Below are 23,679 nucleotides of genomic sequence, written 5' to 3'. Positions count from 1 at the left end.
TTTAATATAAATGAAACAGTTTTGTAATATCATCACAAATGTTTTTTGAAAGCAACAGGAAGAGATAATTAAAATAGTCAGCTATTTTTATATAAAATTCTAAATTATTATTTATTTTTAGTATAAAAAACTAACTTATAATCATAACAAGAGGTTTGTTTTTAAACCAAAATAATTATTAGCGTTTAATTTTTTTAAAATTTAATGCTCCCTATTATTTTATTTGACTATCTTTTATACATAAAAACTTTTTACCAATAAACTCAATAAACAAAACTAACGAAATGGTAGAGTTTCTAGTACAATCTTCCATACTGAATCATCGTTCAATAAGATTATGCTACTCACCATTCTCTATTTAATTGGAATTACTGCCGAATCAATCACCGGCGCTTTAGCTGCCGGCAGAGAAAAAATGGATATTTTCGGCGTTATTATTATTGCCTCCGTTACCGCTATTGGTGGTGGTTCTGTTAGGGATGTTCTCTTAGGTCATTATCCATTAGGTTGGGTAAAACACCCGGAATATATCGTTATCGTTGCCGGTGCAGCGGTATTGACCGTGATTATTGCACCATTAATGCGTTATTTAAAAGCGGTCTTCTTAATTTTGGATGCGCTAGGTTTAATCGTATTTTCCATTATTGGCGCACAAGTTGCTCTCACTATGGGGCATGGTTTTATTATCGCTTCTGTTGCCGCTATCATCACAGGCGCATTTGGCGGTGTGCTGCGGGATCTACTTTGCAACCGTATTCCATTGGTTTTTCAAAAAGAACTTTATGCCAGTATCGCTTTTCTTGCTACCGCTATTTATATAGGACTACAACATATCAATATCTCACAAGATATTGTGATTTTAATCACGTTAGTGACCGGTTTCTTATTACGTTTGCTAGCTATCCGATTTGGCTTAGGCCTCCCTGTTTTTGATTATCAGGAAGATAAAAACTGGTCGTGGGTAGAAAAGCTACCAAAAAGGAAAAAATAATGATGGAAATCACTTTTTATCAATGCTTTAGAGAGAACATACTTAATGGTAGTAAAACCATTACTATTCGTGATAATAGTGAAAAAGATTTTAAAATCGGCAGTATCATTGATGTTTTTACGTTTGAACAACATCAGTGGTTCGCCAAAATCAAAATCCTTTCTGTAACACCAATTCAATTTTCACAACTAACAGAAAAACACGCACAGCAGGAAAATATGACACTAACCGAGCTAAAAAAAGTAATTCGTCAAATTTATCCTGATGCCGAACAACTTTTTGTTATTCATTATCAATTAGTTTCAACAGACGACATTGACGAACGTTGACGCCAATAAGTAGCAAATTTTGGTTTACCGTTTTTGGTTAACCCCCGATATTTATAAGTAATTATCGAACCAATCGCCGGCGGATTAGCTCGATCAGCTAAACTGAAACCAGAACCAATTTTAAATTGACCGCGTTCATTTTCACAAGTCAGTGAACCCATCACATTATGAAATTGTCCTTTTCCTTTATGGTGAGCTATCACAGTACACTCTTCATCTTGATGACGTTTCAACTTTAAAATTTGGCTACTTCTCCCTACGATATAATTCGCTTTCGGATTTCTTACCACAACCCCTTCTCCACCTAAACTTTCTACTTGATCAAGAAACTGATAAACAGCTTGTTTATTCTCTATCGGCATCTGCGGTAAGATTTCAATATAAGGTGTTGGATGTTGTAACAAATATTTCCTAAGTACATCTAATCTTTGTAATAAATCCCCTTTTTCTTTTGGTACATCAAATACATATAATTTTAATTTATGCCAACCTTTATCTTTTGTAGAACGAGTAATACTTGTTATTTCCTCAAATTTGCCTCGCTCACTGAATAGCTCCCCATCAATCGCAAATGGTGGAAAATCTTTAATAAAATAACCCGGAGGATTCAAAAGATTATCCTGACGAGTAAACAATTTTTCTCCATCCCAATATCCTCTTACACCATCTAGTTTTTCGCTCATCACCCAACCTTGTAAATCTTGATCTTTATACTCCTGCAATAACATTACCGACTCTTTTGCCATCACAGAAAAAGAAATTAAACCTAAAAATAGATATAGATAGTACATTTATGCTCTCCTTTGAATATCAGGTGTTCAGCATAAAGTATTTGACGGGTATATAAGCAAAAAAAGAGAAAAAATGTGGAGCAGATCGCAAAAATCAAAAAGGTTGATTGCCTTTCACAACCAACCTTTTCGTTACTAAAAAATTTTAAGATTTATGTTTCATTGCTGGGAATAAAATCACATCACGGATTGATTCCGCATTAGCAAACAACATCGCCAAACGGTCGATTCCCAAGCCTTCACCTGCTGTTGGTGGCAAACCGTGTTCCAACGCCACCACGAAATCTTCATCTTTAAACATTGCTTCATCATCACCTGCTTCTTTCGCTGCTACTTGTGCATTAAAACGTTCATTTTGATCTTCCGCATCGTTCAACTCAGAGAAACCGTTACCAATTTCACGTCCACCAATAAATAATTCAAAACGATCCGTAACTTCTGGATTTTCATCATTACGACGAGCCAACGGTGAAATTTCAGCAGGGTGAGCCATTAAGAAAGTTGGTTGAATGAGGTGATGTTCTGCTACTTCTTCAAAAATCGCATTAACTAAACTTCCCAAGCCCCAAGACTTTTGAATTTCAATGCCAAGTTTTTGAGCTACCACTTTAGCTCGTTCAAAGTCATAAAGATCTTCTTTAACAATGCCTTTATCTGCACCATATTTCAATACGGCATCGTGCATTGTAATACGTTCAAACGGTTTACCGAAATCAAATTCATATTCACCATAAGGCACAATAGTTGTACCTAAAATATCCAAAGCTAATTTGCGTAACAATTCTTCGGTATTATCCATTAAATCGTGATAATCTGCATAGGCTTGATAGTATTCAATCATCGTAAACTCAGGATTATGACGTACAGAAACCCCTTCATTCCGGAAGTTACGGTTTAGCTCAAATACACGCTCAAAACCGCCCACGACAAGGCGTTTCAAATAAAGTTCCGGAGCAATACGAAGATACATATCAATATCAAGCGCATTATGGTGAGTAATAAACGGACGTGCCGCCGCCCCACCCGGAATCACTTGCAACATTGGGGTTTCGACTTCGATAAAACCTTTGCCGATAAAATATTCACGAATACCTGCAATCACTTTTGAACGAATAATAAAAGTGCGACGAGATTCTTCATTAGAAATAAGATCCAAATAGCGTTGGCGGTAACGCATTTCTTGATCTGCTAAACCGTGGAATTTATCCGGTAATGGTCTCAACGCTTTGGTCAACAATTCAAGAGCAGTACAACGTACAGTCAATTCATTAGTTTTAGTTTTGAATAGCGTTCCTTTTGCTCCAACAATATCGCCAAGATCAAGCATCGCCATAATTTCTTCATAAACACCTTCCGGTAATAAATCCCTAGCGACATACAGTTGGATTTTTCCACTCATATCCTGCAACGTGATAAAACTAGCTTTTCCCATTTTACGTCGTGTCATAATACGCCCTGCTACGCTGACAGGAATGGCTTTCTCTTTTAATACTTCACCATCTTCATTTTCATATTGTTGATGAAGATCACCGGCTAAACTGTCTCGGCGGAATGTATTCGGAAATGCATTGCCTTTTTGGCGTAAGGTTGCCAATTTTTCACGGCGAGCAAGCATTTCTCCATTTAAATCTAACTCTTGAGTATGTTCTGTCATTTTTTTACCTTTAATTTTTTAATGCATATTCTTGCAAATCGTTATTCAATTCTTACTAAAATCAGTCAATTTTATTTACTAAACAAACCTTGCATAGCTATAGTCCAGCTTTCAAACTTGCTTCAATAAATCTGTCTAAGTCACCATCCAATACAGCTTGTGTATTGCGGTTTTCAACGCCAGTGCGTAAATCTTTAATACGTGCATCATCCAACACATAAGAGCGAATCTGACTGCCCCAACCAATATCCGACTTACTCTCTTCTAATGCCTGTTTTTCAGCATTTTTCTTTTTCAATTCAAGCTCATACAATTTAGCTTTTAACTGCTTCATCGCCTGATCTTTATTTTTATGCTGAGAACGATCATTTTGACACTGCACTACAATACCGGTCGGGATATGAGTAATTCGCACTGCACTCTCGGTTCTGTTAACGTGTTGCCCGCCAGCACCAGATGCACGATAAACATCAATGCGTAAATCCGCCGGATTGATTTCAATATCAATATCATCATTAATTTCAGGATAAACAAATACCGCACTAAAGGAGGTATGGCGACGATTATTAGAATCAAATGGGCTTTTACGCACCAGACGATGAATACCAGTTTCTGTTCGCAACCAACCAAAAGCATATTCACCACTAACACGAATGGTTGCTGATTTAATGCCAGCAACATCACCATCGGACACTTCCATTAATTCAGTTTTAAATCCTTTACTCTCTGCCCAACGTAAATACATCCGTAACAACATTTCTGTCCAGTCTTGAGCTTCAGTACCACCTGAACCAGCTTGCAAATCTACATAGCAATCAGCGGCATCATTGGCGCCACTGAACATTCTTCTAAATTCAAGTTTAGCCAAACTTTGTTCCAGCTGTTCCAGTTCGGCAACAGCTTCATCAAATGTTGCCTGATCATCTGCTTCAATTGCTAATTCTAATAATCCTTCAACATCATCTAAACCTTGTTGCAAAGATTTAATGGTATTTACCACTGATTCTAATGAAGAACGTTCTTTTCCTAATGCTTGTGCTTTTTCCGGATTATTCCATACATCCGGCTGCTCCAATTCAGCGCTGACCTCCTCTAATCGTTCAACTTTATTGTCGAAGTCAAAGATACCCCCTAAGTGCCAAGGTTCTTTCACTAATATCACTGATTTTATTTTTTACAGGATTAATTTCAAACATATCTTTTCATTTATTCTTTCTGTTTCAAGAACGCGTGATTATAAAATATTCCGTTGTTTTAGCCTAGTTTCTTTAACAAGAAAATTAGGTGTGATTTTTGCATTATGTTAAGATATGCACCCTATTTTTTAGATAGTTTTCGCTATTATTTTTATAATTTTTAACTAAAAAGGAAACGCAATGAAATCAGAATTAGATACTTCAACCCTTTCCTATCGAGATAAAATGGCGATTGAGGAATATGAACGTCTTAGTCCACGATTATTATATGAAATTATTCGACAGGATGGCATTGAAGAGCTAACTCGTCCAACAAAAGCACTTATCTTTTCCGGTATTACTGCCGGTTTAGTAGTAACATTCTCGTTTGTTTTTAAAGCAATTTTTACCGCCTATTTGCCTAACGAAAGCTGGTCACCTTTGGTCACTAATATGGGATATACTGTCGGCTTTCTACTTGTGATTCTCGGACGAATGCAATTGTTTACGGAAAATACTATCACAACTGTTGTACCGCTGTTTAATCCATTGACTTGGCGTAAAGTCGCAGCAGTCGCACGTTTATGGTCTATTGTGCTTATTTCAAACTTAATAGGCACAGCATTAGCCGCACTATTTTTACAAAATCATCAGGCATTTAACCCTGAGTTTGTCAATGCAATGCACGAAATTGCAATGCACGTTAAACAGATGACTGTTTCCGAAAATATTTTAAAGGGAATCCCTGCTGGGATACTGATTGCTTCTATCGTTTGGATGATGCCATCAGTCAACAGTGGAAAATTTATTATGATTTTCTTCTTTATTTATCTGATAGCTCTTGGTGATTTTGCACACGTTATTGTCGGTTCAGCGGAAATTGCCTATCTTGTATTCCAAGGTGAAGCCTCACTTTATGACTACTTCATCACTTTCTTATTACCAACCTGTTTCGGCAATATTCTGGGTGGAACAGTTGTCTTTACGATGATGATTTATGGTCAGGTTAATCAAGAAATAGAAATTCAAGCGAAAAAATAAGTAATTAAGTAATAAAGAAAAAACGGTAGGCTCTTAAACCTACCGTTTTTTACCTAGATTCTTGCGTGGTTACGCAGCCAAAATACGACGTATTTCTTCCGCACTGAGGTGGTATTCGTGTGGACAACTACGCCAAACAGCCAACATTTTTTGATATTTTTCTGCCATACAGATTTGCGCATCATTATCATCGGCATAAAATTCAACATCGGCGTAAAGCTTTTCACTTTCCCGCAAAAATTTCACATATTGGCAATATTTTTTCTCTCTAATCGCACAATAACCAATAAATTTAATTTGGTTAGCGCTGATAGCAGGTTTATCCGGCAAATTGTTATAGCAAACCTGTAATGCGTGATACATCTCTAAAGTATCTCGTACAGCATCACATTCCGCTTCACCCAAATAGGAGAAGCCTTTATCCAATTCTTGCAATTCTTTTGCAAAACCTGACTGTACAATTGTTTTCAACCGACGAAAATGCACTGCCTGTTCTGGATTTAATAATGCCATTAATTCATACTGGTTAGCCAAAATTAAACGTTGAATGGATGTCATTTCCATATTTTTATCCTTTTCTAAATCAAAAATTAAACTGCCAACTACTGTAAAGGATTCTTCGACTGTAGTTATTAATTTCAATCAATAAAATTAAAGATTAATCTATTTCATCTAAAATATTTTTATCCAGCTCACTTGTCTTCGTTTCTGACTTACCATCACTCACTTTAAATTTAAGGTTTTGGAAATAAGCCTCACGATAAGTAACATATGGATCTTGTGATCGTTGTAATAGAACATCTTGATCTAATACTCTAGAACGACTATCAATACCCTGAACTCCCCATTTCAAAAGCCCCCAAGGTCCAAGAAAAGACAACATTGGATAAGTCATATCAACTAAATGCCCTAAGTCCTGGCGTGGTGTCGCAGCACCATACCCTGGCACCATCACATAAGCACCAGTACCAACACCATAATGCCCCAACATATCACCAAATTCACGCTTTTCCTGCTTTTTTAATGGTTCACTTGCACTGGCAAGATCAATAAAGCCTCCTAAACCAAAAATCGTATTAATCCAAAAACGGTCAAAATGCACCATTGCTTGTTTAAAATTACCTTCCAATAATCGATTAACAAAGCTCATAGGCTCATCTAAATTATCTGCAAAATTAATAATTCCAGTTTTCACTGGTTGTGGCACATAATCACGCCAACCTTTAGCCATAGGACGTACAATATAGGGATCAAGATAATTATAATTTACGTTCCACATTGTACGATTAACCCCCTGTAATGGGTCACTGCGTTCTCCATTATCCTGATGGCTTGAGCAACCACCAACCAGAATTATTACCATTGCAGTAAATAATGTTTTTTTCAATTGTCTTACCATAGTCATTCCCATTTTATTTTTCTCTAAACTTTATTTATTCTAATCAAATTTCAGGCTGAAAAAAATCGTTAAATCAAAAATACCGCTTGCCTTAAATGAATAAATATTCAAAAATATTGCATATTATTTCATAAAGTACACTACAACATTAACAATTAAACAAGATTGTTAGCGGTTGAAACATTGTATTTAATCGTTTGCTCAATTAAAATAATGCGATTTTTTCGGTTTTAGCGAAAACTTTCAGGCACAATTTAGCCAAAAGCGTAAATCGCCATTTGATCTAAGTTGTGGTTAATGAGCATTCGTAAGTGTTCAACCTAACACATAAAATTATTTAGGAGTAATTGATGTCTGAACAAGCTATCCTCGTCCTCGCTGACGGTTCTGTTTTCCGAGGTAAAGCCATTGGCGCACTAGGACATACCATAGGTGAAGTGGTTTTTAATACTTCAATGACTGGTTATCAGGAAATCCTCACTGATCCTTCATACACAAAACAAATTGTTACCTTAACCTATCCACATATCGGCAATACCGGTGCCAACAGCGAAGATGTAGAATCCGATGCAGTTTACGCTGCTGGCTTAATTATTCGTGATCTGCCACTCTTACACAGTAACTTCCGCAGTGAAATGTCTTTGCATCAATATTTACTGCAAAATAATGTGGTCGCAATTGCAGATATTGATACTCGCCGCTTAACTCGTCTATTACGAGACAAAGGTGCAATGTCTGGTTGCATTATGGCAGGTGAAATTGATGAGCAAAAAGCATTAACTCTAGCACAAAGTTTCGGTTCAATGGCAGGTAAAGACCTCGCTAAAGAGGTAACTTGTAAAAATAGTTATGAATGGACTGAATGTGTTTGGCAGCTTGGCATAGGTTATCCTCAACAACAACATTACCGTTTTCACGTTGTCGCTTATGATTTCGGCGTTAAACGGAATATTCTCAGAATGTTGGCGGAACGTGGTTGTCATATTACGGTTGTTCCTGCAGATACCCAAGCTAGTGAAGTGCTAGCACTTAATCCGGATGGCATTTTTCTTTCTAACGGCCCTGGCGATCCTGAACCTTGTGAATACGCCATTATTGCTATCCGTCAATTATTAGCAAGTAAAAAACCTATTTTCGGTATCTGTTTAGGACATCAATTACTCGGTTTAGCTGTTGGTGGGAAAACAAAAAAAATGGCATTTGGTCATCACGGCGGAAACCATCCTGTTGAAGATTTAGATAGCAAAAAAGTGTTAATTACCAGTCAAAATCACGGTTTTGAAGTGGATGCTGATAGCTTGCCACAGAATGTTCGTATCACACATCGCTCTCTATTCGATGGTTCGGTTCAAGGAATTGAACTGACAACACAATCCGCATTTTCGTTCCAAGGGCATCCGGAAGCCAGTCCGGGACCGCACGATGTTGCTTATCTTTTTGATAAATTTATCCACGAAATGGATATAGCAAGCCATACCCAAACAGCAACTTCTTATGTGGCACGTTAATCAGTAAAGTGAGTGAAAAATAATTATGCCAAAACGCACAGACATTAAAACAATATTAATTATCGGTGCCGGTCCAATCGTTATCGGGCAGGCGTGTGAATTCGACTATTCCGGTGCGCAAGCCTGTAAAGCCTTGCGTGAAGAGGGATATAAAGTCATCCTGGTGAACTCAAATCCGGCGACCATTATGACTGACCCGAATATGGCTGATGTTACCTATATTGAGCCAATTCGGTGGCAAACGGTGGAACAAATTATCGCCAAAGAGCGCCCTGATGCCATTTTGCCGACAATGGGCGGACAAACTGCATTGAACTGCGCATTAGATCTTTCCAAAAACGGTATCTTACAAAAATATAATGTGGAATTAATCGGTGCGACTGAAGATGCGATTGATAAAGCGGAAGATCGTGGTCGATTCAAAGAGGCAATGGCAAAAATCGGCTTACATACACCGAAATCTTTCGTTTGCCATACCTTTGCCGAAGCGTGGCAAGCTCAAGAGCAAGTCGGCTTTCCAACCTTAATTCGTCCTTCTTTCACGATGGGGGGCTCCGGTGGCGGTATTGCCTATAACCGAGAAGAATTCCAAGCCATTTGTGAACGTGGTTTCGATGCCTCCCCGACTCACGAATTATTAATTGAACAATCGGTGCTGGGCTGGAAAGAGTATGAAATGGAAGTAGTACGTGATAAAGCCGATAACTGTATCATTGTCTGCTCCATTGAAAACCTTGATCCAATGGGTGTACACACCGGCGATTCTATCACTGTTGCGCCGGCACAAACATTAACCGATAAAGAATACCAAATTATGCGTAATGCCAGCCTTGCAGTATTGCGTGAAATCGGTGTTGATACCGGTGGTTCAAATGTGCAATTTGCTATCAATCCTGAAAACGGCGAAATGATCGTGATCGAAATGAATCCTCGCGTCAGTCGTTCTTCTGCACTTGCGTCAAAAGCAACAGGATTCCCGATTGCCAAAGTAGCGGCTAAATTAGCGGTCGGTTACACATTAAACGAGTTACGCAATGACATCACTGACGGATTAATTCCGTCATCATTTGAGCCTTCAATTGATTATGTTGTTACTAAAGTACCACGTTTCGCCTTTGAAAAATTCCCACAAGCGGATGACCGTTTAACCACGCAAATGAAATCTGTCGGTGAAGTGATGGCAATGGGTCGGACTTTCCAAGAAAGTTTGCAAAAAGCCTTGCGCGGTTTGGAAACCGGCATTTGTGGTTTCAATTTGCGTTCAGAAGATAATGAAAAATTACGTCACGAAATTTCTAATCCCGGCCCTGAACGCCTACTCTATGTTGCCGACGCTTTTGGTTTAGGTTGGTCGTTGGATGAAGTTTATCGTTACACTAAAATTGATCCTTGGTTCTTACGCCAAATTCAAGATCTGGTACAAGAAGAGTTGGCATTGGAACAAAAAACGTTGGATCAGTTGGATTACGCTGAGTTGCGCCGTTTAAAACGAAAAGGTTTCTCCGACAAACGTATCGGACAATTAACCAAAACCAGTGAAAGTGAAGTGCGCGCACGTCGTAATCAATTTAATCTGCATCCGGTTTATAAACGTGTCGATACCTGTGCCGGGGAATTTAATTCAGATACCGCTTATCTCTACTCTTGTTATGAAGAGGAGTGTGAAGCCAACCCATCAGATCGTAAAAAAATTATGATTTTAGGTGGCGGTCCAAATCGTATCGGTCAAGGAATCGAATTCGATTACTGCTGCGTGCACGCTGCGCTTGCTTTGCGTGAAAGCGGTTTTGAAACCATTATGGTTAACTGCAATCCGGAAACCGTTTCTACTGATTTTGATACTTCCGATCGTCTCTATTTTGAACCGCTAACACTTGAAGATGTGTTAGAGATTATTCATATCGAAAATCCGTATGGCGTCATTGTGCATTACGGTGGTCAAACGCCGTTGAAACTGGCCAATAAATTGCAAGAAAACGGCGTCAATATTATCGGTACTTCAGCCGACAGCATCGATGCCGCAGAGGATAGACAGCGTTTCCAACAGATCTTAAATGATCTTAAATTGAAACAACCGTCCAATCGTACTGCCAAAAATGCCGAAGAAGCGGTGAAATTAGCTGATGAAGTCGGTTATCCGTTGGTGGTGCGTCCATCTTATGTTTTAGGCGGTCGGGCAATGCAGATTGTTTATAATGTGGATGAACTTAACAAATATATGCGCGAAGCCGTACAGGTTTCCGAAGACAGCCCGATCTTATTGGATCACTTCCTTGATAACGCTATCGAAGTCGATGTTGACTGTATTTGTGATGGTAAACAGGTTGTGATCGGCGGTATTATGCAGCACGTTGAGCAAGCAGGTATCCATAGCGGCGACTCAGCTTGTTCTCTTCCGGCATATTCATTAAGTCAACAAATTCAGGATGAAATCCGCCGTCAAACCACTGAAATGGCATTCGCATTAAAAGTGGTTGGTTTGATGAACGTGCAATTTGCCGTTAAAGGCGACACAGTTTATGTGCTTGAAGTCAATCCGCGCGCCTCTCGTACCGTGCCTTTCGTCAGCAAAGCTACCGGTGTGCCTTTAGCAAAAATCGCCGCACGCGTGATGGCTGGAATTTCTTTAGCCGAACAAGGTGTCAACAAAGAGGTGATTCCGGAAAAATTTGCGGTTAAAGAAGCGGTATTCCCATTCATTAAATTCCCGGGTGTCGATACCATTTTAGGCCCTGAAATGCGTTCTACCGGTGAAGTAATGGGCGTAGGAGAAACTTTTGCTGAAGCCTTTATCAAAGCACAACTTGGTGCCGGCGAACATATTCCACACGGTGGCAAAGTGTTCCTCTCTGTTGCCGATCAAGATAAACAACGTTTATTGGATGTCGTCAAACAGTTACAAGCTCTCGGCTTCGGTTTATGTGCAACTTACGGTACAGCTAAATTCCTTGCCGAACAAGGCATTATTGTTCAACACGTGAATAAAGTTCGTGAAGGTCGCCCGCACATTGTTGATGCAATTAAGAACGGTGAAATTGCACTGGTTATCAACACTGTTGACGGCAAACCGGAATCTGTTGCTGATAGCCATTCTATTCGTCGTAGCGCTTTGCAGCATAAAGTGATGGTGTTGACCACAATGAACGGTGCTGCCGCTTTGGCAAACGGCTTACACAAACTTGATCAATTAAATATCTATTCATTACAGGGCTAGAATCAATAACGCCTTACCTTGCTTACTTTAGCGGGTAAGGCGTTTTATTTCTAAAAAAACGCAAACGTTTGCATTTTTTAATAGTAGATTGTCGCCGACTCAGGTAAAATTCTTCCCCTATTTTCCTTTCGTTATAATTTAAGGTATCTCAATGTCTAATATGCTTGAACAGCGTTTTGAACTCTCCGCCCGCAAAAGTTCTTTACGCCAAGAAATTATTGCTGGGCTCACAACATTCTTGGCAATGGTTTATTCCGTTATTGTTGTGCCGGGAATGTTAAGTAACGCCGGTTTTTCCGCTGAATCCGTCTTTATTGCGACCTGTTTAGTAACAGGTTTAGGTTCAATTCTTATCGGTTTTTGGGCAAATGCACCGATGGCTATCGGCGTGGCAATCTCATTAACCGCCTTTACCGCTTTTAGCTTAGTGCTTGGGCAACAAGTCAGTATTCCGGTAGCATTGGGTGCCGTTTTCTTAATGGGGGTTGTCTTTACATTAATTTCCGCCACCGGTATTCGTGCTTGGATTTTACGCAATCTACCAGCCAGTATCGCACACGGTGCCGGTATCGGAATCGGTCTATTCCTGCTTTTGATTGCTGCGAACGGTGTAGGTTTGGTGGTCGGTAATGATGCCGGTTTACCGGTTAAATTAGGTGATTTCACCTCTTTCCCAGTAATGATGGCTTTGATCGGTCTTGCCGCCATTATCGGTTTGGAACGTTTGAAAGTAAAAGGTGGCATTCTGTTAGTGATTATCGCCATCACCATTATCGGTTTAATTTTCGATCCTAATGTTAAATTTTCCGGTCAATTTTTCAAACTGCCATCTTTCGGTGAAACCTCTCATTTCTTACAGTTGGATATCACCGGTGCATTGCAACCAATGGTTTTACCGGCAGTGTTCGCCTTAGTAATGACAGCTGTTTTTGATGCAACCGGTACCATTCGAGCTGTTGCCGGTCAAGCCAATCTTTTGGATAAAGATGGGCAAATCATTAACGGTGGCAAAGCCTTGACGTCAGACTCATTAAGCAGTTTGTTCTCCGGCTTATTCGGCACCGCACCTGCAGCCGTTTATATTGAATCAGCAGCCGGTACTGCTGCCGGCGGTAAAACCGGAATCACCGCCATTGTTGTCGGGTTGTTATTCTTATTAATGTTGTTCTTCCAACCGTTAGCAGCTTTAGTGCCGGGCTATGCCACTGCACCGGCATTGATGTACGTTGGCTTATTAATGTTGAGCAATGTCGCTAAATTGGATTTCGATGATTTCGTTGCCGCAATGAGCGGTTTAATCTGTGCGGTATTTATCGTACTGACCGCCAATATCGTTACCGGCATTATGTTAGGTTTCGCCTCTTTAGTTATCGGACGAATCATTGCCGGTGAATGGCGTAAACTCAACCTTGGTACAGTCATTATTGCGATCATTTTAGTGATATTCTATGCCGGCCACTGGGCTATCTAATCTGAACTATTAGGTTTTGTCATTTCGACAAAACCTAATTTTCTTTGAAAAATAGGTTTTCAATGTGCGTTAACGCTAATTTTATGCTATTTTTAACTCTGTTCTATCCTAATTAGAAGGTTACTTTATTTATGGAAAAAGTGATTATCGATGAAAGCCAGTTTTTTCGTACGATCTCACGTATCTCCCATGAAATTATTGAAAAACACCAAACATTGGATGATTTAATCATCGTGGGTATTCGCCGTAGAGGCGCTGAAATTGCCGATCTTTTACGGCAGAAAATTGCGCAGCTGACCGGCGTAATCCTGCCCTATATGGAACTGGACATCACTTTTTATCGCGATGATTTGCAATATGCTGAATCGAGCGAATCTCCGGTTTATCACGGTGCTTCAGAAGCCATTAATATTCAAAATAAAAAAGTTATCCTAGTGGATGATGTATTATTCACTGGTCGAACTATTCGTGCGGCATTGGATGCACTGATTGATTTCGGTAGGGCTGCAAAAATCGAACTGGTGATTTTTGTCGATCGGGGACATCGTGAATTGCCTATTCGCGCCGATTATGTTGGTAAGAATATCCCAACTTCAAGGCAAGAACAGGTGCAAGTGAAAACAATGAAATATGATGGCTGTTATCAAGTGGATTTAATAAGGAACGATTAAGAACCTTTTTTTCATTTTGTCATCTAATGTGAAACGTAACATAGTACAAAACATAGCAAATAGGACAATAGGTTATGAAAACGAAATGGATCAAATTTTTACTGTTAGCAGGTTGTTTATCGTTAGCGACAACAGGTTATGCCGTAGAAAAGGTAGTGGCAACCGTTAATGGAACGCCAATCTTAAACAGCCAAGTCAAACAGGCTCTAGGTAAACGTGCCGACACTGCGGCTAACCGAGCGGCAGCATTGGATGATGTTATCGATGATATGTTGGTACAAAAAGCGATTAAAGATGCCAAAATCAGTGTTTCTCAACAACAAATTCAACAAATTATGCATCAAATCGCTAATGAAAACGGCTTAACCTATGGTCAATTCTTGGATGCGTTGGATTATCAAGGCATAGGTGAAGCCAAATTCCGTCAACAGATTGCTCACCAAATTATTATGGGGCAGGTTCGCAATAAGGCGATAAGTGAAAGTATCTCGGTTTCACGCGAACAAATCGAGAAATTAGGTAAGCAGATGTACAACGAAGCGAAACAAAAAGGTACGCTGAAAACAGTAAAATCGTCGCAATATCTTGTCAGTCATATCTTGATCAAAACTAATCCGCTGTTAAATGATGCTCAGGCGAAAAAACAGTTGTCTAGTTTGCGCAGTGATATTATCGCCGGTAAAACAACTTTCGCAGCAGCGGCTAAAACTTACTCCAAAGACTACCTTTCCGGTGCTAACGGTGGCAGCTTAGGTTGGAATTTCCCTGAAGTGTATGAACCGGAATTCCAATCAATGGTGAAAAACAGCAAAAAAGGTGTGATTTCTCAACCATTTAAAACGAAATATGGTTGGCATATTTTAGAAGTGGTTGATAAACGTGATGGTGATAAAACGAAAGAAGCCTATATGCAAAAAGCCTATCAGCAAGTGGTTAATCAGCAAGCAATGGAAGCCTCTAAAGATTGGGTGAAAACGTTGAGAAAATCAGCCGATATTAAGATTTTACAAAAATAATTGCTCGGTTATTCAACATTAAACGATTTAGTTATAATAGCGACCGCACACACTGTGTGCGGTTATTTTTTCTAGAAAAGAACTTGCTAAAACAACAATAAATACATTCTGTCGCCACCAACAGCAAGATTCCAACTATTGAGGAGATTTTGATGAATTCAAAAACACATTTAGGACATACGGCACGAAAACGTTTCGGGCAAAACTTTTTACACGATGATCAAATTATTCAAAGTATTGTTGCTGCGATTAATCCGCAAGCAAATGATTTTCTCATCGAAATTGGTCCCGGTCTCGGTGCCTTAACCGAACCGGTTGCTGAACAAATTGAACATTTAACCGTGATCGAATTGGATCGTGATTTAGCAGAAAGATTACGCCACCATCCGTTTTTACATCAAAAATTGACCGTTATTGAGCAAGACGTAATGCGTTTTGATTTTCAACAATTAGCACAGCAGTCAGACAAACCATTACGAATTTTCGGCAATTTACCTTATAACATTTCAACACCTTTGATGTTTCACCTTTTTCAAGATCACGATGTCATTCAAGATATGCATTTTATGCTGCAAAAAGAGGTAGTAAACCGTTTATGCGCCGGTCCGAATAGTAAAGCATACGGTCGTTTAACCATTATGGCGCAATATTTCTGCCAAGTAATTCCGGTATTGGAAGTGCCGCCATCGGCGTTCAAACCGGCACCGAAAGTGGATTCTGCTGTAGTTCGTTTGGTGCCGCATAAGGTTTTGCCTTATCCGGTAAAAGATCTCTACTGGCTAAATCGCATTTGTACTCAAGCCTTTAATCAACGCCGTAAAACATTAAGAAATTCATTGATGGATCTGTTTACGGCAGAACAACTGGTTGAATTAGAGATTAAACTGACCGATCGTGCAGAAAATCTCACTATTGCCGATTACGCTCGCCTCGCCAATTGGCTTGCCGATAATCCACCGCTTGTCGATGCCGGAACTGTCAATCAAGATGAGGAAGAATAATGGAATATATTACGTTATTGATCGGCATTGTCGGCATTCTTTGGGGTGCTGATCGTTTCACTGATGGCGCTATTGCCGTTGCTCGCCGTTTTCAAATTAATGAGTTAATTATTGGTTTAACCATTGTTGCTTTCGGTACTTCACTGCCTGAATTCATTACCAGCTTCTGGGGGGCATTAAAAGGTAATTCCGGTGTTTCTGTCGGCAATATTATTGGCAGCAACCTGTTTAATACTTTGGTTATTGTCGGTGCCAGTGCGCTCGCCTCACCTATTATGATCAAAGCAAGTTCGGTTAAAAAGGAGATTCCTTTTGCGCTGTTAGCCTCGTTAGCTTTCATTTTTCTCTGTTTTGATCGTTTACTAAACAATCAAGCGATAGACTTTATTTCGCGTGGTGATGGCTTAATTTTATTGCTGTTTTTCGCTATTTTCCTAAGTTATACCTTTGCTAATGCCAAGCAGGATCAATCAGAGGAAAGTGAACAGGATGAAACTACACCGCTCTCTTCATTAAAAATTGCATTCTACCTGCTGATTGGTCTAGCGGTATTAATTATCGGCGGCGATTTCTTTGTTTCCGGCGCGATTCAAATCGCACAAAATTTCGGGGTCAGTGATGCTGTCATCGGTTTAACCATTGTTGCCGGCGGTACTTCACTTCCTGAATTGGCTACATCTGTTTTTGCTGCTAAAAAAGGAAGTTCCGATCTGGCAATTGGTAACGTTGTCGGCAGCAATATTTTCAATATTTTCTTTGTAATGGGTGCCTGTTCAAGCGTATTTCCGCTTGCTGTCGGTGATATTTCTTATCTTGATTTCGCAATACTGATTATCAGTATGCTCTTACTTTGGCTATTTGCGGCAACAGGCAGAAAAATATCCCGAAGTGAAGGTGCGATACTGCTCGCAACTTATTTTATCTACCTCGCTTATTTACTCATTACACTATAAAGAGAAGGGGGAATTTATGGCGACCTATATTGTTGGTGATTTACAAGGTTGTTTTGATGAACTGCAACTGCTGTTACAACAAGTTCATTTTAATCCGGCACAGGATAAACTCTATCTGGTCGGTGATCTGGTCGCTCGCGGCGATAAATCGCTCGAATGCCTACGTTTTGTCAAAGCATTGGGTAAATCAGCACAAACCGTGTTGGGCAATCACGATCTGCATTTGCTTTCTACCGCTTTTGGCATTAAGAAAATCAAAGCAAAAGATCACGTTGATGCTATTTTTTCCGCACCGGATTTTAAAGACTTGATTGATTGGCTACGTCATCAGCCTTTACTGATTGATCGTTCCGATCTTGGTTTCGTCATTACTCACGCCGGTATCTGTCCGCAATGGAATTTGGCAACGGCGAAACAGTGTGCTGCGGAAGTTGAACAGGTATTGCAACAAGGTGATTATCTACAATTATTACGTGAAATGTATCAAAACTCACCGGATCTCTGGTCTGAAGATTTAAGCGGCATTGAACGTTTGCGTTACAGCATTAATGTTTTTACGCGTATGCGTTACTGCTATCCGGACAATCGCTTAGAATTTGCGTGTAAATTACCGCCAAATGAAGCGCCGGCACCATTAAAACCTTGGTTTGAATTAGAAAACCCATTGTATCAACAAACAGCAATTTTATTCGGGCACTGGGCAAGTCTGGTTGATTATCCAACACCAAAAAATATTTATGCGTTAGATACCGGCTGTGTTTGGGGTAATAGATTAACGATGTTACGTTGGGAAGATAAACAGTTATTTACTCAACAGGCTGTGAAAGCCTATTTTTAGGCATTAAAAAAGTCGCTATTACAAAAAATAGCGACTTTTTTTACGCTGGAATTATTTTACAGCGTCTTTTAAAGCTTTACCGGAAACAAATGCAGGCACTTTAGTTGCTGGGATTTTGATTTCTTTACCGGTTTGAGGATTACGTCCTGTACGTTCTTGGCGTTGGTTAACTTTAAATGTACCGAAACCAATTAATTGTACTGCGTCACCTGCTTTAAGGCTTTCAGTAATTGCTTCCAATGCTGCTTCCAATGCTGCCTTAGAATCCTTTTTACTTAACTTAGTTTTTTCTGCAATTACGTCCACTAATTCAGTTTTGTTCATAAATATTACCCTCTATATTTTACTGTGGTTTAGAAATTGAATAGATTCTCTTTCAATTTTCTTGAAAAAGCCGAGATAGCCTCGTTGGTGAACATCCCTTGATCCACCCCAGCTCAAGCCTTGTCTTGAGTGAACAGATTAATCTAACTTTAATCATATTAAAAGAGATTTATTACTAAAATTAGAAAAAAGTCACATTAATTGCTTAATTCAACTCCGATATTACTCATTTTTGTGGCACGGATCTCATTTTTCAAACCGTTAATCACCTCAATATCACGTTTTTCCAGTTCATTGAGTGTACGATAAATCGCCCATTGAATATCTAACTCATCAATAATTAACTCATTATTTTTCAATTCATCATCACTAAAATGGCGATTTTCTTCCGTTTCCAATAATGACACAATGGTTTGCAAAGATAACAAACTAATTCTTATTGCTTGCTCTAAACTTTCTCCACCAATTAGCGCGTGTAACAAATTAGATAATGCTTCACAAGCATCCACCGCCGGAACAATACCGAAAAAATCGTAGTCATTAATATTCGGGATAACTTGCTCAAACTTCTCCAACTGGTGTTCAAAATTAATATTTGCATTTTTAATAGTTAAATGTTCCCAAACAAGGTTCATAATATTATGGTAAACCTTTGCCTGCTGCGGTTGTTCGGTAATATTGCAAAACATCACAAAATTAGGATACATTCGTTCACACAAACAGGCCATAAAAACACACTGTTGCCAACTTTCCAAATTTGCCAAACGTTTTTGAATCGGGTTCCTCATATCTACCTCTTAGGCTGTCTTATACACTTTTGAAAAACGATGAATCGCATCAACAAACACTTTAGGACTTTCAACCGGCACATCTTGGTGAATGCCGTGTCCTAAATTAAAGACGTGTCCATAACCTTTACCATATCCAGCTAAAATGGCTTTAACTTCCTGTTCAATACGTTCTGCTGGCGCATATAAAACACTAGGATCCATATTTCCCTGCAACGCTACCTTATCACCAACACGCTCTTTTGCTTGCGCAATATCAATCGTCCAATCCAAACCTATTGCATCACATCCGGTATCTGCGATTGCTTCCAACCACAAACCACCACCTTTAGTAAATAAAGTAACCGGTACAATCCGCCCTTCAGATTCCCTAATCAAACCCTTAACAATTTTTTCCATATAACGCAATGAAAATTCACGATATTGTTGGTGAGCTAACACACCACCCCACGTATCAAAGACCATTACTGCCTGCGCGCCTGCTTTAATCTGTGCATTAAGATATAAAATCACACTATCTGCTAATTTATCCAATAAAGCGTGTAACAATGCTGGTTCGCTATAGAGCATTTTCTTAATCTTGGTAAACGCTTTGCTTGATCCGCCTTCTACCATATAAGTCGCTAATGTCCACGGACTACCTGAAAAACCAATTAATGGCACTTCACCATTCAATTCACGACGAATTGTTCTTACCGCATTCATCACATAGCCCAACTCCTGCTCCGGATCGGGAATCGGTAATTGATCTATATCCTCTTTACAATTAATTGGTTTTGCAAATTTAGGCCCTTCTCCTGCACCAAAACTCAAACCTAATCCCATTGCATCTGGAATGGTTAAAATATCAGAAAATAGAATTGCTGCATCGAGATCATATCTACGCAATGGTTGCAAGGTTACTTCACACGCCAACTCTGCATTACGACATAATGACATAAAATCACCGGCTTTCGCCCGAGTCGCCTTATATTCTGGCAAATAACGCCCTGCTTGACGCATCATCCAAACCGGTGTCATATCAACCGGTTGCCGTAATAAAGCGCGTAAATAACGATCATTTTTTAATTGGGTCATAAATTATTAATCCTCTGCACAAAGTGCCAATGTTGTTTTAATCAATTTGCGTGCAATTGTCCCCTCCTCCGGCAATAGAGGAAGCTCATCATCATAACGAAACCATTTTGCATCGTGAATTTCACTATTCTGTAAACGAATCTCACCACTGTCATAATCAGCCAAAAAACCAACCATTAATGAATTTGGAAATGCCCAAGGTTGACTACCAAAATAACGAATATTCTTTACTTTTAAACCAACTTCTTCGAAAATCTCTCGCTCAACAGTTTGCTCCAATGCTTCCCCCTCTTCGACAAAGCCTGCCAATGTGGTGTAAATTCCGCCGATATGGCGTTGATGATTTGCCAATAAAATCTCTTTTCCTCTTCTAATAGAAACAATAATTGAAGGGCAAATCACCGGATAATGACGATAGCCACATTTAGGACATTCCACAGCAAATTCACCAGTTGTCAAATAGGTTTTCTCGCCACATTTTCCACAATAACGGTGTGTTTTAAAGAAATAATTCAACGCCACACCTCGATTTAATAGATTAAATTCCTCTTCTTTACGATAAAGCTGTGAACGCAACGATACATACTCGCGTTGCTCATCATTAGGAATCTCTTCCACCAACCATAATGGGTGTTGGTGATATTCACCAATTACACAACCAAATAACCCTTCTACTCCATATAATGCTGCCTCTCCATAAGGCAACTCTCCCTGCTGCAAATAAATTGACGATCCTTGCGTTAATAACCAATATCCTTGATCCTGTTTGTGAATAGCCTGCATCATTATTTACACCTCTTTAATGATTGAACTTCGACCTTTCTCCAATTTTTACAGGCTATTATAGCGAAATTCCGTCTATTCCGTTGTTTTTTTACTTTGAGGTAAACAAGGAAAAGAATTGATGGAAGCGTATAGTACATACAACGATAATAACTAAGAATTTAAGGATACGATTATTTACAAATATTTAGCACAACACTGTTTAAATTTTCTTCCTGAATGACAGAAACAGGGCTCTTTTAATCCCCATTTAGTGGCAACTGTCGGATCTAAAAAATACCATTGTTGCGCAATCCGCACAAAAACAGATAATTCGTGGTGTGTCATTCGTTTCTTTTGGTGCAGAAAAAAAGCTTTAAATTCGACCAGTGCGTGATGATTATCCATTTCCGGTACGACCTTCACGATCTCCAATCCGTCCCATTGGGTATTTAACGCCCATTGATGTAACGCTTTGCTATTTAGTAGTGATTGCTGTACTGGTGCTGTCGTCTTTACAATATAATCAATCTCTGCCAATACAAATGCCGAATAGCGGGAACGCATTAATTGTTCTGCAGTTGCTGCTTTTTTTTGATATAGATGTAATGGCTGACAACAGTCTTGATATTCAAATCCAGATTGGCAAGGACATTGCATATTATGGTTTCCTTTCATTGTTCTAATCTCTTTTATGTTTCCGTATAGCAGAACACGATGCATTTACAAACATCAAATGTTAAAAAAACTTACATTTTATATCATTATTATTCACATAACGGCAAAAGTGTTATAAAAAATGCAAGTTTTTTTTCAGTTTATCGATCAACCTCACATAATCCATTTTTTTATCATAAAAACGTTTCTAAATAAAAATTTTTATTGATATATTTTCTATGCAATCGTTACCGATAGTGCAATTTTTGTTTAAATTACATCAACTATAGGTGAATTATTATGATTCTGCAAACGTATACAGGAAGAAACACTGACGAAGTATCTAGAATTATGGGAGAGTTAGTTGGGACGGTCGTAATAAAGAGTCTATTTAACGGCTATGGCATTTTCAAAGATTCTCATATGTTTGCTATCTATAGAAATAATGTTGTTTATATTCGAGCTGTTGGAGAATTAGCAAAACTTATCATTCAACTTGGAGGTGTTCCCTATCCATATACATCACCTTCAAATATGTATTTCTATCTACCTAAAGAAATTACTGAAGATAAGCAAAAATATCGTTCATTGATATTACTTTCTATAGAACAAGTCAAACAGAAAAAACAGCAAACTAAGAAAAAACGCCAATCTCGTATTAAGGATCTACCAAACCTTAATTTCAAACACGAGTTGTTATTGAATCGTGTTGATATAAAAAATGTCCGTACACTAAGACAGATAGGGGCGATAGAAACTTATATTCGGATCAGAAAATTGATTGGTAATGTCCATCTAGATCTATTTTGGAAACTCATTGGCGCATTGCAGCACAGATATTATTCACTTATTACGTATGAGGAGCGATTACAACTATTACAGGAACTCAATTTCGCACTAAAAAATGCGAATTTATCTGAAGAATCAATGAAATTCAGGAGGTAACTTTGTGTCTTAATAAGACTTAATCTGGAATTGCAAAATTCAACAAAATATTGGGTGTACTAGTCGGTAATATTATAATGTTAAATACCTGTTGATACATTTATTAACAGGTATTTAATTTTTTCATCACACCACAGTTGCATTAAAGCCATCTTACTCTTTTCGTCTGTGGAAACCGCTGAACTGGAAACGTATGTCAATGAAAAAAACAAGCTACCGCACCACCGGTGTAAAACTCGGTGATCAGCTGTTTACTGCCTACAAAAGCTTTGATTATCACGCCGGTCGCAGTGTTTATAGCCGCATTTAGATAATTACCCTGAAGTCTTAGCCCATCAATTTGCCAAACAGGAAAATGGGTGAAGAAAGTTTTAAATTAGATTTTGCAAAATTTGAACGTGAGTTCACAGTAGGTAAAAAAGCATTAGGATTGACAAGTAAATACCCGTTAGGATAATGATTATGCAATGGTCGGCACTAATCTGCATTACGCCGCACTACATCACTTTGGCAGCACAATCAAAGCAAAACGGTCAAAACACCTGAAATTTAGGGGCGGTACAAAAAACAGGTTAATATTCCAGCTCGTCCATTAGCTTCATCTAATGAAGAATAACCGCCTTTTAACATCCATTCATATTTAAAACTCCTAAACCAGCGTTCCATCGGTGCATTATCTCAACAATTTCCCCGACGACTCATACTTTGTATCAAACCGTGCCGTTTTACACATTGGATAAATGCCTCACTTCCATAAATACTGCCTTACTCTGAGTGAAATAACATCCTCTCCGTTCTTTCCGTTGTTAGCATTGTATGATTTAATGCATCAACCACTAACGTTGCATCATGCTGTTTCTGCAATCGCCAACCCACGACTTGACGTTGTGCTAAATTCATCACTATCGCTAAATAATGCCATTCCCCCTGCACTTTGAGATAAGTAGTATCACCACATAACACCGTTGTCTCTGAGTGGGGACTAAATTGCCGATTTAACACATTATTAAACAATGTGGACGCTTTCTCTGATGTGCCCGAACGCCAACGCTTTCGTGGCTGTTTACTGACTAA

At 38.9% G+C, this 23,679-nt stretch carries 22 protein-coding genes and 1 pseudogene; 12 read left to right on the top strand and 11 right to left on the bottom strand.

Annotated elements, in window-relative coordinates; all coding sequences use genetic code 11:
* Nucleotides 1–337 precede the first annotated feature (337 nt).
* Complete coding sequence (locus tag P375_RS05200) at nucleotides 338–991, top strand: trimeric intracellular cation channel family protein (RefSeq protein WP_039135155.1); 654 nt, start codon at nucleotides 338–340, stop codon at nucleotides 989–991.
* Nucleotides 991–1,320, top strand: coding sequence for a N(4)-acetylcytidine aminohydrolase (yqfB, locus tag P375_RS05195; protein WP_039135152.1), 330 nt, complete (start codon nucleotides 991–993; stop codon nucleotides 1,318–1,320). Before P375_RS05200 ends, yqfB begins: the two co-directional genes overlap by 1 nt.
* On the opposite strand, the gene P375_RS05190 is transcribed toward yqfB, so the two are convergent.
* From P375_RS05190 to prfB, 3 genes are all read right to left on the bottom strand, one after another.
* A complete protein-coding gene (locus tag P375_RS05190) occupies nucleotides 1,284–2,111 on the bottom strand; it encodes a DNA ligase (protein ID WP_039135149.1) in 828 nt (275 codons plus the stop codon). The genes yqfB and P375_RS05190 overlap by 37 nt on opposite strands.
* A 145-nt stretch (nucleotides 2,112–2,256) precedes the next feature.
* A complete protein-coding gene (lysS, locus tag P375_RS05185; protein ID WP_039135146.1) occupies nucleotides 2,257–3,765 on the bottom strand; it encodes a lysine--tRNA ligase in 1,509 nt (502 codons plus the stop codon).
* A 97-nt stretch (nucleotides 3,766–3,862) separates the two neighbouring features.
* Nucleotides 3,863–4,961 (bottom strand): peptide chain release factor 2 gene (gene prfB / locus P375_RS05180; protein WP_155275452.1). Its coding sequence is split into 2 segments (ribosomal slippage): nucleotides 3,863–4,885 and nucleotides 4,887–4,961, totalling 1,098 coding nucleotides; the frame shifts between segments, so codons are not numbered across the junction.
* 180 nt (nucleotides 4,962–5,141) lie between these two features.
* Here prfB and P375_RS05175 point away from each other — a divergent pair.
* Nucleotides 5,142–5,981: a formate/nitrite transporter family protein gene (locus tag P375_RS05175; RefSeq protein ID WP_039135144.1), complete on the top strand. Its 840-nt coding sequence runs from the start codon at nucleotides 5,142–5,144 to the stop codon at nucleotides 5,979–5,981.
* Nucleotides 5,982–6,050: 69 nt separating this feature from the next.
* On the opposite strand, the gene P375_RS05170 is transcribed toward P375_RS05175, so the two are convergent.
* Nucleotides 6,051–6,545, bottom strand: coding sequence for a YfbU family protein (locus tag P375_RS05170; RefSeq protein WP_039135142.1), 495 nt, complete (start codon nucleotides 6,543–6,545; stop codon nucleotides 6,051–6,053).
* Between the two features lie 94 nt (nucleotides 6,546–6,639).
* On the bottom strand, nucleotides 6,640–7,380 hold the full coding sequence (locus tag P375_RS05165) for an MlaA family lipoprotein (protein ID WP_039135140.1): 741 nt from the start codon (nucleotides 7,378–7,380) through the stop codon (nucleotides 6,640–6,642).
* A 350-nt stretch (nucleotides 7,381–7,730) separates the two neighbouring features.
* Here P375_RS05165 and carA point away from each other — a divergent pair, with 350 nt between their 5' ends.
* From carA to apaH, 8 genes are all read left to right on the top strand, one after another.
* Nucleotides 7,731–8,888 (top strand): glutamine-hydrolyzing carbamoyl-phosphate synthase small subunit, encoded by a 1,158-nt coding sequence (gene carA / locus P375_RS05160; protein ID WP_039135138.1) that lies wholly within the window; start codon nucleotides 7,731–7,733, stop codon nucleotides 8,886–8,888.
* Between the two features lie 25 nt (nucleotides 8,889–8,913).
* Nucleotides 8,914–12,102, top strand: a complete 3,189-nt coding sequence (gene carB, locus P375_RS05155) for a carbamoyl-phosphate synthase large subunit (RefSeq protein WP_039135136.1) — start codon at nucleotides 8,914–8,916, stop codon at nucleotides 12,100–12,102.
* Nucleotides 12,103–12,253: 151 nt separating this feature from the next.
* Nucleotides 12,254–13,573, top strand: a complete 1,320-nt coding sequence (locus P375_RS05150; RefSeq protein WP_021461383.1) for an NCS2 family permease — start codon at nucleotides 12,254–12,256, stop codon at nucleotides 13,571–13,573.
* A gap of 131 nt (nucleotides 13,574–13,704) precedes the next feature.
* Nucleotides 13,705–14,244, top strand: coding sequence for a bifunctional pyr operon transcriptional regulator/uracil phosphoribosyltransferase PyrR (gene pyrR, locus P375_RS05145; protein WP_039135132.1), 540 nt, complete (start codon nucleotides 13,705–13,707; stop codon nucleotides 14,242–14,244).
* Between the two features lie 74 nt (nucleotides 14,245–14,318).
* Entirely contained in the window at nucleotides 14,319–15,260 is a 942-nt protein-coding gene (locus P375_RS05140; RefSeq protein WP_039135129.1) for a peptidylprolyl isomerase, read from the top strand.
* 152 nt (nucleotides 15,261–15,412) lie between these two features.
* Nucleotides 15,413–16,261, top strand: coding sequence for a 16S rRNA (adenine(1518)-N(6)/adenine(1519)-N(6))-dimethyltransferase RsmA (gene rsmA / locus P375_RS05135; protein ID WP_039135126.1), 849 nt, complete (start codon nucleotides 15,413–15,415; stop codon nucleotides 16,259–16,261).
* Entirely contained in the window at nucleotides 16,261–17,214 is a 954-nt protein-coding gene (locus P375_RS05130; RefSeq protein ID WP_039089545.1) for a calcium/sodium antiporter, read from the top strand. Before rsmA ends, P375_RS05130 begins: the two co-directional genes overlap by 1 nt.
* 16 nt (nucleotides 17,215–17,230) lie before the next feature.
* Nucleotides 17,231–18,052 (top strand): bis(5'-nucleosyl)-tetraphosphatase (symmetrical) ApaH, encoded by an 822-nt coding sequence (apaH, locus tag P375_RS05125; protein ID WP_039135123.1) that lies wholly within the window; start codon nucleotides 17,231–17,233, stop codon nucleotides 18,050–18,052.
* A 51-nt stretch (nucleotides 18,053–18,103) separates the two neighbouring features.
* Here apaH and hupA read toward each other — a convergent pair whose 3' ends face one another.
* From hupA to P375_RS05100, 5 genes are all read right to left on the bottom strand, one after another.
* Nucleotides 18,104–18,376, bottom strand: a complete 273-nt coding sequence (gene hupA / locus P375_RS05120) for a nucleoid-associated protein HU-alpha (RefSeq protein ID WP_013745698.1) — start codon at nucleotides 18,374–18,376, stop codon at nucleotides 18,104–18,106.
* 197 nt (nucleotides 18,377–18,573) lie between these two features.
* Entirely contained in the window at nucleotides 18,574–19,164 is a 591-nt protein-coding gene (locus P375_RS05115; RefSeq protein ID WP_039135120.1) for a YjaG family protein, read from the bottom strand.
* A gap of 9 nt (nucleotides 19,165–19,173) precedes the next feature.
* Nucleotides 19,174–20,241, bottom strand: a complete 1,068-nt coding sequence (gene hemE, locus P375_RS05110) for a uroporphyrinogen decarboxylase (RefSeq protein ID WP_039135117.1) — start codon at nucleotides 20,239–20,241, stop codon at nucleotides 19,174–19,176.
* A 6-nt stretch (nucleotides 20,242–20,247) separates the two neighbouring features.
* The gene (gene nudC, locus P375_RS05105; protein ID WP_209434805.1) at nucleotides 20,248–21,024 is read right to left on the bottom strand and encodes an NAD(+) diphosphatase; all 777 of its coding nucleotides are present in this window, start codon (nucleotides 21,022–21,024) and stop codon (nucleotides 20,248–20,250) included.
* A gap of 177 nt (nucleotides 21,025–21,201) precedes the next feature.
* Nucleotides 21,202–21,681 carry a YchJ family protein gene (locus P375_RS05100; RefSeq protein WP_039135113.1) on the bottom strand — a complete coding sequence of 160 codons (480 nt, stop codon included), beginning with the start codon at nucleotides 21,679–21,681 and terminating at the stop codon, nucleotides 21,202–21,204.
* Nucleotides 21,682–21,960: 279 nt separating this feature from the next.
* On the opposite strand from P375_RS05100, the gene P375_RS05095 reads away from it, so the two are divergent.
* Nucleotides 21,961–22,605: a TfoX/Sxy family DNA transformation protein gene (locus P375_RS05095; RefSeq protein ID WP_039135111.1), complete on the top strand. Its 645-nt coding sequence runs from the start codon at nucleotides 21,961–21,963 to the stop codon at nucleotides 22,603–22,605.
* Nucleotides 22,606–23,370: 765 nt separating this feature from the next.
* Here the strand turns inward: P375_RS05095 and P375_RS12535 are convergent.
* Nucleotides 23,371–23,679 (bottom strand): annotated as a pseudogene (locus P375_RS12535) (IS3 family transposase); the annotation flags it as partial.

Origin of the sequence: Gallibacterium genomosp. 2, assembly GCF_000771895.1 — a bacterium.
In the GTDB taxonomy this organism is placed as follows: domain Bacteria; phylum Pseudomonadota; class Gammaproteobacteria; order Enterobacterales; family Pasteurellaceae; genus Gallibacterium.
Note: the sequence above shows the minus strand (reverse complement) of the source record. Positions and strands in the feature narration are given on the sequence as shown.